We start from the raw sequence: 13,925 nt of genomic DNA, 5'->3' as shown, positions 1-13,925 counted from the left end.
TACTTGGGTGCCTGTCATTTTGGAGAAGCACATGAACACACAACCCCTGCGCGTCGGCATCGGTGGCCCGGTGGGCTCCGGCAAGACCGCCCTGACCCTGGCCCTGTGCCTGGCCCTGCGCGAACGCTACAACCTGGCGGTGGTGACCAACGATATCTATACCCGCGAAGACGCCGACTTCCTGGTGCGCAACCAGGCGCTGGCGCCCGAACGCATCATCGGCGTGGAAACCGGCGGCTGCCCGCACACGGCCATCCGCGAGGATGCCTCGATCAACCTCGAGGCGGTGGACCAGCTGAACCGGCGCTTTCCCGGCCTCGACCTGATCCTGGTGGAATCCGGCGGCGACAACCTGTCGGCCACCTTCAGCCCGGAACTGTCCGACCTGACCATCTACGTGATCGATGTGTCGGCCGGCGACAAGCTGCCGCGCAAGGGCGGCCCGGGGATCTGCAAGTCCGACCTGCTGGTGATCAACAAGATCGACCTGGCGCCCTTGGTGGGCGCCTCGCTGGAGATGATGGACAGCGACACCCAGCGCATGCGCGGCGGCAAGCCGTTCGTCTTCAGCAACCAGAAGACCGGCCAGGGCCTGGAGCAAATCATCGCCTTCATCGAACGCCAGGGTCTGCTGACCGCGGCCTGATCGCCCTTTTCAAGAAGCTCAACAAGGAAGCCTGTTCATGACACTCAAACGCATTCTCGGCACGCTCGTCCTGCTGTCCGCTCCAGCCCTGGCCTTCGCCCATCCGGGCCACGGCGATAATGGCCTGGTGGCCGGCATCAGCCACCCGATCGGTGGCCTCGACCACTTGCTGGCGATGCTCGCGGTCGGCCTCTGGGCCGCGCAACAGCAAGGCGCGGCGCGCTGGGCGCTGCCCTGCACCTTCGTCGGCACCATGCTGATCGGCGGTTTGCTGGGCTTCGAGGGGCTCAACCTGCCGGCCCTGGAAAGCGGCATCGCCGCCTCGGTACTGGCCCTGGGCCTGGCCGTGGCATTGGCGGTGCGCCCACCGCTGAGCCTGGCCGTGGCGGCGACTGCGCTGTTCGCCCTGTTCCACGGCGTGGCCCACGGCCTGGAACTGCCGGCCATGTCCAGCCCCTGGGCCTATGCCGCCGGCTTCGTCGCCGCCACCGCGGCCCTGCATGCCGCCGGTTATGCCGTGGTGCGGGTCCTGCCCCAGGCCGCGGCGCCGCTGGTACGTCTGGCGGGTGCGGCGTCGGCCGCCACCGGCGTGTGGTTGCTGGCGGGCTGAAACCACCCTGGTAGGAGCGAGGCTTGCCCGCGATAGGGGCTCCGCGTTTGCGTAGGCGCACCGCGTTATCGTTCATCGCGAGCAAGCTTCGCTCCTACAACCAGCGTCCACCGGCGCGCACCACGATCCCGGGGGCCTTCTCTGCTACCATGTCGCGCATTCCACCCTGCCGTGACGACGCCAGCCAATGCCCGATGTTTCCCGCCCCACTTCCCCGTCTGAACCGACCGCTCTGTTCAAGGCCGTACAGCAGCATTTCCACTCGGTGATCGTGCCGCTCTGGCAGGGTCCGGGCTGGAATCCCGAGTTGGCGCTGCCCTTCGAGGCGCTGGATGGCGACAACGCCCCGCTGCCACCGCAACGTTACCGGGCCATGGCCTGCGCCCGGCAGCTGTACCTGTTTTCCAGCCTGATCGACGATGGGCAGACCGCGCAGGCCCGAGAACGCGCGGCGGCACTGTTCCGCTCGCTGCAGCGGCATTTCCACGACGCCGAGCACGGTGGCTGGTTCTACAGCATCGATGCCCAGGGCGCGCCGCTGGACCGGCGCAAAGACCTCTACACCCACGCCTTCATCATCTTTGCCTGCGCCCATTACTGGGCCAGGGTCCGCGAACCGCTGGTGGAGTCGGTGCTCGATGCCGCGCTGAAAGTGGTGGGCGAACGTTTCGCCAGCGGCGACGGCCTGTACGAAGCGGTGCTCGCCGAGGACTGGTCGTCCCTGGCCAGCGGCCCCCTGCAGAACCCGTTGATGCACCTGGCCGAAGCCTTTCTCGCCACCCTCGCCGTGCGTGACGACGCAGCGGTGCAGCAGGCGCTGGAGGCACTGTGCGAGGCCCTGCAGCAGCGTTTCATCGAGCCCGGTCATGGGGTCATGATGGAAAAGCCGCTCGGCACTGTGGATAACTGGTTCGAGCCGGGGCATCAGTTCGAGTGGTTCTTCCTGCTGCAATCCTCGCCCCTGCTGCGCGGCAGCCCGCTGCACGCCTCGCTGGAACGGGCCTTCGCCTACGCCGAGCAGGCCGGTGTGGATAACCGCAGCGGCGCGGTGAGCGGGATGCTGAGCCTCGACGGCGGCGTGCTCGACGCCACGCAGCGTATCTGGGCCCAGGCCGAATACCTGCGCGCCCTGACCTTGCGCCACGACGGCGCCGAACGCCTGCAACGCCAGTTGCTGGCGCTGCAACAACACTTCCTCCACACCAAAGGCTGGAACGAATGCCTGGACGGCAGCGGCGCGGTCAGCCGTCGGGACATGCCGTCGACCACGCCTTATCACCTGGCGACCTGTTATCTCGGCCTGGCCGAATACTTCGGCTGATCTTCGATACGCCATCGCGAGCAAGCTTCGCTCCTACAAAGAAACAGACATTCTCCTGTAGGAACGAAGCTTGCTCGCGATGGGCAGCTGCGCTCAGGATTCAGGAAGCCCTCAGGCAATCCACTTGCGGTCGCCGGTAAAGCTGATGGTCAGCCAGCGCGCGGCATCGGCCTGGCCCAGGGCTGTGGATATCTCTTCGCGCAGTACGTCCAGGGTCGCCACGCCGTGCAGGGGATAACCCGCCGGCAGCACGATGTGGATTTCGATGAAGCGCGCCCGCCCGTGCTTCTGCACATACGAGATGTAGTCGTCGAAACCGTGCCGGGCCTTGGCGGCGTCCATCACGCTGCGCACCTTGTCGTCCAGCTGGTCCGGGGCGATGCCCAGCACATCGCGCAGGGCCGGCCGGAGAATCTTGAACGCCGGCGGCAGCATGCTCAGCGCCAGCACAATGAGGATCAGCGGGTCGACATACACCGCCCACTCGCCGTGCCCATACTGCTTGAGCAACAAGGCCGTGACGAAGCTGACCAGCAGCCCCACCGACAGCATGGCGTCCACCAGCCAGCTGATGTTGTCGAACTGGATCAGCGACGACTTGAGCCGGCGGTTACGGTGCCGGACATAGAAGAAGTAGGCGAACTCGACGACGGTGAACACCGCCGCGTAGACGATCACCATCCCCAGCTCGATCTCGCGCCCGCCGTTGAGGATGCCGAACACCCCGTTGAGCAGCGCATAGATGGCGATCAGCAACAGGAAACTGCCTTCGATCAGCAGCACCATGGGCTCCAGGTGCCAGAAGCCGAACTGGAAGCGATGGTTGCTTTGCTTGGCGATCAGCTTGGCGGTGATCAGCATCAGGACCTTGATAAAGGTGGCGATCAGCGAAAAGAAACCATCGAACAGGATGGATTCGGCTCCGGAAACGAAGCCTGTGACTATCCCGGCGATCGCCACGGCGAACATCAGGATGGTCGATTGTTTGAGCAGGGCCTGCTCACCTCGGTTACTCACGATTCCTCCTCGAGAACCTTTGAAATCGCGCCCCTGAGCCAGGGTCGCGGTGGGTTGCGGAGCGGGAGTCTACCTTGTGCGGGCTGATGGTGGCCTGAACGGCTGTGTTGCCAAAAGCATCGGCCCGTGAGGTGTTGCAGGATAGAACGCACGTCGGATCGCCGCCTGCTCGCTCCTACAGAAATCGCATGTAGGAGCGAGCGGGCGGCGATCTGAGTTGCCCGCGATAGACCGCGCCGCGGTCTCAACCCCTGGCGTTGCGCTCGATGGCGAAACCGGCCCAGGTCTGGCTCACCGGCATCAGCTCCAGGCTGTTGATATTGACGTGGGCCGGCGTGTTGAGCACCCAGAAGATGGTGTCGGCGATGTCCTGCGGCTGGATCGGCTCGGCGCCGGCGTAGGTGGCGTCATAACGCGCCTGGTCGCCGTTGAAGCGCACCAGCGAGAACTCGCTTTCGCACAGGCCCGGCTCGATGTTGGTCACCCGCACGCCGGTACCTTGCAGGTCGCAGCGCAGGTTCAGGGAGAACTGTTTGACGAACGCCTTGCTCGCGCCATACACGTGGCTGCCCGGGTACGGATAGTTGCCGGCGATGGAGCCGAGGTTGACGATGCTGGCGCCACGGCCATGGGCGATCAGGCGCGGCAGCAGCAGGCGGGTGCTGTACATCAGGCCCTTGATGTTGGTGTCGACCATGGTGTCCCAGTCGTCCAGGTCGCACTTGGGTGCCGGGTCGACGCCCAGGGCCAGGCCGGCGTTGTTGATCAGGCCGCGCAGCTTGGCGAAGGACGGCGGCAGGTTGGCGATCGCCTCTTCCATGGCCTTGCGGTCGCGCACATCCAGTACCAGGCCATGCACTTCGGTCTGCTTCGAGAGTTCGGCGCACAAGGCTTCGAGACGCTCCTGGCGGCGACCGGTCAACACCAGCGACCAGCCAGCCTCGGCAAAACGACGGGCACAGGCTTCGCCAAAACCGGAGGTCGCGCCGGTGATAAACAGGGTGGAAGTCATGGTGTTCTCCTTGCTGGGCGTGGAACCGCCGTGGAAATGAAAAAACGTTTCGCAGCATGCCCGGCCTGAATCCCAGCGGCAACCGCAGGTTTCATGGCCCGCCGGGCCCGCAAACTGTACAAAAAACGATCAACACACTCCAAGCCCCGGCCCGCCTGGCTCGTAGCCAGATGCACGCACCTTATCCACAAGCCGGTCCACAGTCTTTGGGGGCAAGTGCAAAAACCTGCAAGCCGCTGTCCACAGGGGCTGCAGCCGATTTCAGAAAGTTTTTTGCTTGACCCGCCCCTGGCGTCCATGCAGCCCCGTTGGAAAACGCCGACCGGGCAGTCAGGCCAGGGATGGCTTCGAGCCAGCAACTACGCCGCTTCGCCGAGTCTTTCCAGAGTTTAATCACAGACTTATCCACAGGCTTATCCCCGCGTCCGCCAGCCCGAGCCTGCGACAATAAAAAGGTTGACAACGACGGCTCGCGGCCCCGCAAAAACGCCTGATCAAAAAACCACCAACGCCTCGCAAGCCACGTCGTTTAAGGGCTGCAGCCAGCTACTCCCACGTTACCCACAGCCCGCTCCACAGCAAACGGGGACAAGTCAAAACCGTGGCAAAACAACTATTTGCAGCGGCTTTATGCCGCGCTTTGCCAGCTTGAGCAGAATGTTTTCCACAATTTCCACCCTCAGCTGTGGACAAGCCCCTCCCCAGTAGGAGCGAGGCTTGCCCGCGATCAAGTCACCACGTCCGTTCGGTACACCGCGTTACCGTCCATCGCGAGCAAGCTTCGCTCCTACAAAACAGGGTGTGGATAAAAAATGCCCCGCCGGCATAAACCGGCAGGGCATCTTCGATCCAGCACCAGCAGGCTCAGTGACCGCCCAGATAGGCGTTACGCACCTCCTCGTTGACCAGCAGTTCCTTGCCGGTGCCGCTCAGGCGAATCTCGCCGTTGACCATCACATAGGCACGGTCCGACAGCCGCAGCGCGTGGTTGGCGTTCTGCTCGACCAGGAAGATGGTCATGCCGGTGGCCGCCAGCTCGCGCAGCGTGGCGAAGATCTGCTTCACCACGATCGGCGCCAGCCCCAGGCTCGGTTCGTCCAGCAATAGCAGCTTGGGACGACTCATCAGCGCCCGGGCGATGGCGAGCATCTGCTGCTCGCCGCCGGACATGGTCATGGCCCGCTGGGTGCGGCGCTCCTTGAGCCGCGGGAACAGCTCGAACATGCGCTGCATGTCTTCGCTGGCGTACTTGTCGCCGATGGGGATAGTGCCCATCAGCAGGTTCTCTTCCACCGTCATGTCCGGAAACACCCGCCGCCCTTCCGGCGACTGGGCGATTCCGTTGGAGGCGATGTAGTGCGAGGACTTGTGGGTGATGTCCACGCCGCGATAGAGGATTTGCCCGGACTCGGCCCGCGGCTGGCCGAAGATCGACATCAGCAGCGTGGATTTGCCCGCGCCGTTGGAGCCGATCAGGCTCACGGTTTCCCCTTCGTTGATGTGCAGCGAGACTTTCTTCAGGGCCTGGATGGGCCCGTAGTACACGTCCAGGTCCTTGAGCTCGAGTATGGGTCCAGTCGTCATACCAGCTCCTCTTCGTCCGCACCCAGGTAGGCGGCGATCACTTTCGGGTCGTTGCGGATCGCCTCGGGGCCGCCCTCGGCGATCACGTTGCCGTGGTCGAGCACCACGATATGGTCGGAAATACTCATCACCATGCCCATGTCATGTTCGATCAGCACCACGGTCAGGTCGTGCTCGTCGCGCAACAGCCGGATCATCTCGCTGAGCGCTTCGGTTTCCTGGGGGTTGAGGCCGGCGGCCGGTTCGTCGAGGCAGATGATCTGCGGCCGGGTGCACATGGCACGGGCGATCTCCAGGCGGCGCTGCTGGCCGTAGGACAACTCGCCGGCCAGGCGGTTGGCGCAGTCCACCAGGTCCACCACTTCCAGCCAGTAGAACGCGTGGTCCAGCGCATCGCTTTCGGCCTTGCGGTAGCCCCTGGTGTTGAGGATGCCGGCCAGCAGGTTGCGGTTGACCCACATGTGCTGGGCCACCAGCAGGTTCTCCAGCACCGACATTTCCTTGAACAGGCGAATGTTCTGGAAGGTCCGCGCCAGGCCCGCCCGGTTCACCAGGTGGGTGCCGCCGAACATCTTGTAGAACAGCCGGCTGGCAAAGCGCTTCGGCGACACGAAGTCGGTCGCGCGAAACGGCTCGCCCAACAGCTTGATGACGTTGGTCGGCGTGCCCCGGGTATCGAGGGTGATACGCCCGCCCGTGGCCTTGTAGAACCCGGTCAGGCAGTTGAACACGGTGGTCTTGCCGGCGCCGTTGGGGCCGATCAGGGCGAAGATGGAATTGCGTTTGACCTGCAGGCTGACGTCGCTCAGGGCCTTGATGCCACCGAAGTGCATCATCAGGTTCTCTACCTTCAGGATGACTTCATCGCTCATGGCGCGCTCCTCTCGGTCAAGGCACCCTTGCGCGGGGTCACGCCGGTGCGGCTGATACGGATCAGGCCCCGGGGGCGCCAGATCATCATCAACACCATGAGAATGCCGAACAGCAGTACCCGGTACTCGGAGAAACTGCGCAACAGCTCCGGCGCCACGGTGAGCACGAACGCCGCGATCACCACGCCCACGGTCGAGCCCATGCCCCCCAGCACCACGATGGCGAGGATCAGCGCCGACTCGAAGAAGGTGAAGGACGACGGGTTGACGAAGCCCTGGTAGCTGGCGAAGAACACCCCGGCCAGGCCCGCGGTGGAGGCACCGATGGTGAACGCCGAAAGCTTCACCAGCACGTGGTTCAGGCCCATGGCGCGGCAGGCGATCTCGTCTTCGCGCAGCGCTTCCCAGGCCCGGCCGACCGGCATGCGGGTCAGCCGGTGCTTGATGTAGAGCACCAGCAACACCACGATGAACAGCACGATGTAGATGAACAGGAACTTCAGGTTGGGGTTGTATTCCAGGCCGAAGAACTCATGGAACGGCACCCCGCCATCCTTCGCCCGCCGCCCGAACTCCAGGCCGAAAATGGTCGGTGACGGCACCGGCATGCCGTTCGGGCCGCCGGTGAACGACAGCCAGTTGTTGAGCACCAGGCGGATGATCTCGCCGAAGCCCAGGGTCACGATCGCCAGGTAGTCGCCGTGCATGCGCAACACCGGGAAGCCGAGGATGCACCCCGCCAGCGCTGCGGCGAGGGCCGCCAGCGGCAGCACGGTCCAGAAGCCCAGGCCGAGGTACTGGTAGCCCAGGGCCAGGCCGTAGGCGCCGATGGCGTAGAACGCCACGTAACCCAGGTCGAGCAGGCCGGCCAGGCCGACCACGATGTTCAGCCCGAGGCCGAGCAACACGTAGATCAGGCCGAGGATGACCACGGTCAGCAGGTACTTGTTGGCGAAGAACGGGAAGACGATCGCGATCACGATCAGCGCCGGGATCACCCAGCGCAGCCGCGACTTGTAGTCCGGCGGCCGCACATGCACGCCCGAGCCGCTGCTTTCGAAGCCCTGTAGGATCTTCAGGCCCTTGGGGGTCTGCAGGAACAGGCTCAGGGCGAAACGGCCGATCATCACGATCGCTACCAGCCAGCCGACGCGGGTCGGTTGCAGGTTGAAGCTGTAGCCGTCGAGCACCACGCCCACGATGGGACCGAACACGATCAGCGAGATCAGCCCGGCCAGCACGGCGTCGACGACGCTCTTTTTGATATCAATCGGTTTATTGGCAGCAGACATACTCATACCTTCGCCACGAGTGGGCGACCCAGCAGGCCTTGGGGACGGAAGATCAGGATCAGCACCAGCAGCGAGAAACTGAACACGTCTTTGTAGTCGGAGTTGATCAGACCGGAGAACAGCGATTCGGAGATCCCGAGGATGATCCCGCCGAGCATCGCTCCCGGCAGCGAACCGATACCACCGAGTACCGCCGCGGTGAACGCCTTGATGCCGATGACGAAGCCGGCATAGAAGTCGAACGTGCCGTAGTTCATGGTGATCAGTACGCCCGCCAGCGCGGCCATGGCGGCGCCGATGATGAACACGTAGGAAATCACCCGGTCGGTGTTGATCCCGAGGATCGACGCCATCTTGCGGTCTTGCTGGGTGGCCCGGCACATGCGGCCGAGCTTGGTGTACTTGATGATGTAGGTCAGCAACGCCATCCCGGCGAAAGCCGCGACCAGGATGAAGATCTTGGTGTAGGTGAGCTGGACGAAACCGCTACCGACCTCGACCTTCCAGGCGCCGGCCAGCAGCGTCGGCACACCTTGTTGCTTGGCGCCCTGGCTGATCTGCGCGTAGTTCTGCAGGATCAGCGAGATACCGATGGCGCTGATCAGCGGCGCCAGGCGGGTGGAGTTGCGCAGGGGCTTGTAGGCGACGCGCTCGATGACCCAGCCATAGATCCCCGTCACGACGACGGTGAAGACCAGGGTTCCGAGAATGAGCAGCGGGAAGGATTCGATGCCGAAGTAGGCCAGCAGAGCGAGACTGATTGCCGCGAGGTAAGCGGAAATCATGTAAACCTCGCCGTGGGCGAAGTTGATCATGCCGATGATGCCATAGACCATTGTGTAGCCGATGGCGATCAGACCATAGACGGACCCGAGGGTCAGTCCATTGATCAGTTGCTGCAGGAAAATACCATCCATAACGCAATCTCACGCACTTGAGAGACTGCACACAGCGGATACGACGGCCTGGGGTTCAACCACCCGCGCAACACGACAGTTGTGCAGCTCTACGAGAAAAGACAGGTACTGCACGGATACGCTTGCGGCGGGTCGCGGCCCTCCCCGGAAACGGGAAAGGCCGGCCCGCGCGAACGTTCATGTCACTTCTGTTTTTCCAGCTGGTGGTATTTGCCGTCCTTGTCCCACTGGTAAACCACGTAGTCGGAGATCTTCAGGTCGCCCTTGGCGTCCCAGGATTTCTCGCCCATCACGGTTTTCACCGGGTTGGCCTTGAGCCACTTGGCCGCGTCCTCGCCCTTGTTGGACTTGGCGCCGCCGAAGCCGGCGGCCAGGGCCTGGATCGAAGCGTAGGCGTACAGGGTGTAGCCTTCCGGCTCGGTGCCGGCCTTGCGGAACGCGTCGACCACGGCCTTGCTGTCCGGCAGCAGGCGCGGGTCGGCGCCGAAGGTCATGTACACGCCGTCGACATACTGCGGACCGCCTGCGGTGGTCACCAGTTCGTCGGTGACGATACCGTCGTCGGACATGAACTTGACGTCCTTCAGGCCCTGCTCGCGCAGTTGGCGGACCAGCGGGCCGGCTTCCGGATGCAGGCCGCCGAAGTAGACGACATCGGCGCCGGCGGCGCGGATCTTGGTGACCACGGCGCTGAAGTCCTTCTCGCCGCGTGTCAGGCCTTCGTACAGCACCGGCGTCACGCCGCGCTTGCTCAACTGCGCCTTGGTGGCATCCGCCAGGCCCTGGCCGTAGGTGTCCTTGTCGTGCAGCACCACGACTTTCTTGCCCTTGAGCACATCGACGATGTAGTCGCCGGCGACGACGCCTTGCTGGTCGTCACGGCCGCACATGCGGAACATGGCGGAGAGGCCGCGTTCGGTGACCTGGGGGTTGGTGGAGCCAGGGGTGATGGCGATCACGCCCGCGTCGCTGTAGACCTCGGAAGCCGGGATGGTCGACGACGAGCAGAAGTGACCGACCACGCCGGCCACCTTGTCCTGGTCGACCAGGCGGTTGGCCACGGCCACGGCCTGTTTCGGCTCGCACGCGTCGTCGCCCTTGACCAGCACGATCTTCTCGCCGTTGACGCCGCCCTTGGCATTGATTTCGTCAGCCGCTGCCTGTGCACCCTTCATGTACTGCTCGCCAAATGCCGCGTTGGCGCCTGTCATGGGACCCGCTACGCCGATCTTGAGGTCGGCCTGAGCAAACGCAGAAACGCCCAACGCAGCTGCCACTGCGAGGGCCACAAAGCCTTTCTTGTAAAACGTCTGGGACATGAGGTGGTGCTCCAAGGTTTTTTTAGTTGGCACTGCGACTTCACCGAATGCTCAGAGCAAGGGCCGTGCCATTGGTTTTTTATTCTGAAAAAAGTCGCTCTTTTATTGTTATTTCGACTGTTTCGGGCCCTTTTTCATTGGGCGTGCAACCGTCTAAACCGCGGAAGGTGAAACCTGATAAAGCATCAGGCGCAACCCATCTGCGCCATCATTGCAACCGCGATGCAAATCAACGTGCAACCCGCCTGTAACAGCCTGCGTAACCGAACTGCACACTGCTGGTGCAGGACTGCTACGCCCCGCACCACTACAGGCTAGTCGTTGCGCCGAAAAGCGCCGCTCCACACCACATATTTCCTCCGTCAGATAACGATCCGCAGGCACTGGCCCGCGTGATACAGCGAGAACCCGGCCTCGTACAGGCAACTGCGCAGGCCCACGCCCGCCAGGGGCTGCATGGGCGCGAAGGGGATCGGCAGCGCCTCAGGATTTCCGTTACACAGATAGTCGGCGAAGGCCTTGCCGACCACCGTGCCGGTGGTCACGCCCCGGCCGTTGTAGCCGGTGACCGCCACCAGGCCGGGCGCCGGCTCGAACAGGCGCATCAGGTGGTCGGGGGTGAAAGCGATGCAGCCGGTCCAGGTGCATTCCCACTCCACCTTTTTCAAATACGGGAAATAGTGCTGCTGCACCCGGTCGGCCCAGGCCTTGAGGAACCAGGCCGGCTTCTGGTTGCCGTTGCCCAGGCTACCCAGCAACAGGCGCCCGTCGGCATCGCGGCGAATGCTGCTCAATACCTGGCGGGTGTCCCAGGAACCCTGGCCGCCTGGCAGGATGCGCCGCGCGGCGTCGTCGGTCAGCGGGGTGGACGCGACCTGATAGTAGTAACCGGGGAAGAAGTTGCGCCGCAATTCGGTCCAGTCGCCCTCGGTGTAGGCATTGGAGGCGATCACCACCTGCTCGGCCAGCACCGAGCCCTGCGCCGTCTGCACCGACCAGCGCTGGCCCTGGCGTTCGAGGCGGGTGACTGGCGAATGATCGAACAACTGGCCGCCCAGGTCGGCCGCGGCCTTGGCCAGGCCGCTGACATAGGCCATCGGATTGAGCGTGCCGGCCCGGCGATCGAGCAGCGCCGCGGCGATTTTCCGGGTGCCGGTGGCGGTTTCGCAGGCCGCTCCGGTCAGCAGTTCGACCGGCGCACCGCGACGTTTCCACTGCGCCTCCCGGCTGCGCAGGTCGGCTTCGCCGCGGGCGTTGTGCGCCATGTGCAAGGTGCCTTCGCGGCGCAGCTGGCAATCGATGCGGTACTTGTCGATCAGGCTGAACACCAGGGCCGGAGCCGCCCCCAGCATGCGGTTGAGCTGGCTGCCGACCGCTTCGCCGAAACCGGCCTCGATGTCGTCCGGCGGGATCCACAGCCCGGCATTGACCAGCCCCACATTGCGCCCCGAACCACCATGGCCGGTGCGATGGGCCTCCAGCACACAGACTCTCTTGCCCTGCTCCAGCAGATGCACGGCGGCCGACAGGCCGGTAAAACCGGCGCCGATCACACAGACATCCACCGTCACCTCGCCCTTGAGCGCGGCGTTTTCAGGCCTTTGCGGCGTCAGTTTTTCCCATAAGCATTCTTCGCGTAACGGCATTGCCAAGCTCCAGAGTGAAACCCAACAAACAAAAACACGGCATCGCGAGCAAGCTCGCCCCTACAGAAACGCAGCGGGCCTGTAGGAGCGAGCTTGCTCGCGATACGGCCCGCCAGGGCCGCTCGATCAATCGAAGGTAATACCCTGGGCCAGTGGCAACTCCAGCGAATAGTTCACGGTGTTGGTCTGCCGGCGCATGTAGGCGCGCCAGGCATCTGAGCCCGACTCGCGACCGCCGCCGGTCTCTTTCTCGCCACCGAAGGCGCCGCCGATTTCCGCACCGCTCGGGCCGATGTTGACGTTGGCGATGCCGCAGTCGCTGCCCACCGCCGACATGAACTGCTCGGCCTCACGCACATCGGTGGTGAAGATGCAGGACGACAGGCCTTGCGGCACGGCGTTGTTCAGGCGCAGCGCTTCGGCGAAATCGTTGTAGCCGATCACATAGAGAATCGGGGCGAAGGTCTCGCTGCAAACCACGTCGCTCTGCTCCGGCATCTCGACGATCGCTGGCGACACGTAGTAGGCGTTGGGGAACTGGTCCTGCAACTGGCGCTTGCCGCCGAACACCCGGCCGCCTTCGCTCAGGGCCTGCTCCAGCGCGTCCTGCATGTTGTCGAAGCTGTGCTTGTCGATCAGCGGGCCGATCAGGTTGCCTTGCAGCGGATGGCCGATGCGCACCTTGGAGTACGCGGCCTTGAGACGGGTGACGATCTCCTCCTTCACCGATTCGTGGGCAATCAGCCGGCGCAACGTGGTGCAACGCTGGCCGGCGGTGCCGACGGCGCTGAACAGGATGGCGCGCACGGCCATGTCCAGGTCGGCGCTGGGGCCCAGGATCATCGCGTTGTTACCGCCCAGCTCGAGGATGCTGCGGGCGAAGCGCGCGGCGACTTTCGGCGCCACTTCGCGGCCCATGCGGGTGCTGCCGGTGGCGCTGATCAGCGCCACGCGCGGATCGTCCACCAGGGCTTCGCCGGCGTCGCGACCGCCGATGATCACCTGGCTCAGGTAGTCCGGGGCGTCGCTGAAGTTCTTCAGCACGCGCTCGAACAGCGCCTGGCAGGCCAGGGCGGTCAGCGGAGTCTTTTCCGAAGGTTTCCAGATCACCGGGTTGCCGCAGACTAGCGCCAGGGTGGTGTTCCAGGCCCAGACCGCGACCGGGAAGTTGAACGCGCTGATGACCCCGACGACGCCCAGCGGGTGCCAGGTTTCGCGCATGTGGTGGCCCGGGCGCTCGGAGGCGATGGTCAGGCCGTACAGCTGGCGCGAGAGGCCGACGGCGAAGTCGCAGATGTCGATCATCTCCTGCACTTCGCCCAGGCCTTCCTGGGTGATCTTGCCGGCCTCCCAGGACACCAGCTCACCGAGGTCGGCCTTGTATTCGCGCAACACTTCGCCGAACTGGCGCACCAGCTCGCCGCGGCGCGGCGCCGGCACCTGGCGCCACAAGGCGAATGCATGCTCCGCGCGACTGACCTGCTGCTCCACCTCGGCCGCGCCCTGCCAGTTCACCGAGGCGATGCGGCTGCCGTCGATCGGCGAATGCACGGGCTGCATACCCGACTGATACAGGGCCGGGTTCACACCAAGACGATCAAGCAATGCGGCAACCATGGGTCACTCCTTACAAATTGAAAGCAAAAAGTCGTGGCCGTTGGCACAGCCATCCAGGACTGTAGTTGTAGC

General features: G+C 64.1%; 12 protein-coding genes. 3 read left to right on the top strand and 9 right to left on the bottom strand.

Going from position 1 to position 13,925, the window contains the following annotated elements; genetic code table 11:
- Window positions 1-31: 31 nt before the first annotated feature.
- The 3 genes from ureG to TO66_RS02900 all read left to right on the top strand — a co-directional run bounded on the left by ureG (window position 32) and on the right by TO66_RS02900 (window position 2,577).
- On the top strand, window positions 32-646 hold the full coding sequence (gene ureG / locus TO66_RS02910) for an urease accessory protein UreG (RefSeq protein ID WP_044460911.1): 615 nt from the start codon (window positions 32-34) through the stop codon (window positions 644-646).
- A gap of 37 nt (window positions 647-683) precedes the next feature.
- Complete coding sequence (locus TO66_RS02905) at window positions 684-1,256, top strand: HupE/UreJ family protein (RefSeq protein ID WP_044460910.1); 573 nt, start codon at window positions 684-686, stop codon at window positions 1,254-1,256.
- Between the two features lie 187 nt (window positions 1,257-1,443).
- On the top strand, window positions 1,444-2,577 hold the full coding sequence (locus tag TO66_RS02900; protein WP_044460909.1) for an AGE family epimerase/isomerase: 1,134 nt from the start codon (window positions 1,444-1,446) through the stop codon (window positions 2,575-2,577).
- A gap of 111 nt (window positions 2,578-2,688) precedes the next feature.
- Here the strand turns inward: TO66_RS02900 and TO66_RS02895 are convergent, their stop codons facing one another.
- The 9 genes from TO66_RS02895 to TO66_RS02855 form a co-directional block, all read right to left on the bottom strand.
- Window positions 2,689-3,594 carry a cation diffusion facilitator family transporter gene (locus TO66_RS02895; RefSeq protein ID WP_044460908.1) on the bottom strand — a complete coding sequence of 302 codons (906 nt, stop codon included), beginning with the start codon at window positions 3,592-3,594 and terminating at the stop codon, window positions 2,689-2,691.
- A 244-nt stretch (window positions 3,595-3,838) separates the two neighbouring features.
- Window positions 3,839-4,606, bottom strand: a complete 768-nt coding sequence (locus tag TO66_RS02890) for an SDR family oxidoreductase (protein WP_044460907.1) — start codon at window positions 4,604-4,606, stop codon at window positions 3,839-3,841.
- Between the two features lie 864 nt (window positions 4,607-5,470).
- On the bottom strand, window positions 5,471-6,190 hold the full coding sequence (locus tag TO66_RS02885; RefSeq protein WP_044460906.1) for an ABC transporter ATP-binding protein: 720 nt from the start codon (window positions 6,188-6,190) through the stop codon (window positions 5,471-5,473).
- Window positions 6,187-7,062 carry an ABC transporter ATP-binding protein gene (locus TO66_RS02880; RefSeq protein WP_044460905.1) on the bottom strand — a complete coding sequence of 292 codons (876 nt, stop codon included), beginning with the start codon at window positions 7,060-7,062 and terminating at the stop codon, window positions 6,187-6,189. The genes TO66_RS02885 and TO66_RS02880 overlap by 4 nt, the downstream gene beginning before the upstream one ends.
- Window positions 7,059-8,354, bottom strand: a complete 1,296-nt coding sequence (livM, locus tag TO66_RS02875; RefSeq protein WP_044460904.1) for a high-affinity branched-chain amino acid ABC transporter permease LivM — start codon at window positions 8,352-8,354, stop codon at window positions 7,059-7,061. Before livM ends, TO66_RS02880 begins: the two co-directional genes overlap by 4 nt.
- A 2-nt stretch (window positions 8,355-8,356) precedes the next feature.
- Window positions 8,357-9,271, bottom strand: coding sequence for an ABC transporter permease subunit (locus TO66_RS02870; protein ID WP_044460903.1), 915 nt, complete (start codon window positions 9,269-9,271; stop codon window positions 8,357-8,359).
- A gap of 182 nt (window positions 9,272-9,453) precedes the next feature.
- Entirely contained in the window at window positions 9,454-10,590 is a 1,137-nt protein-coding gene (locus TO66_RS02865) for a branched-chain amino acid ABC transporter substrate-binding protein (RefSeq protein WP_044460902.1), read from the bottom strand.
- A 362-nt stretch (window positions 10,591-10,952) separates the two neighbouring features.
- Entirely contained in the window at window positions 10,953-12,236 is a 1,284-nt protein-coding gene (locus tag TO66_RS02860; protein ID WP_044460901.1) for an FAD-binding oxidoreductase, read from the bottom strand.
- 126 nt (window positions 12,237-12,362) lie between these two features.
- Entirely contained in the window at window positions 12,363-13,853 is a 1,491-nt protein-coding gene (locus tag TO66_RS02855) for an aldehyde dehydrogenase family protein (protein WP_044460900.1), read from the bottom strand.
- Between the last annotated feature and the right edge of the window lie 72 nt (window positions 13,854-13,925).

Origin of the sequence: Pseudomonas sp. MRSN 12121 (assembly GCF_000931465.1) — a bacterium.
Lineage (GTDB): Bacteria > Pseudomonadota > Gammaproteobacteria > Pseudomonadales > Pseudomonadaceae > Aquipseudomonas.
This window is presented reverse-complemented; position numbering and strand designations above follow the sequence as displayed.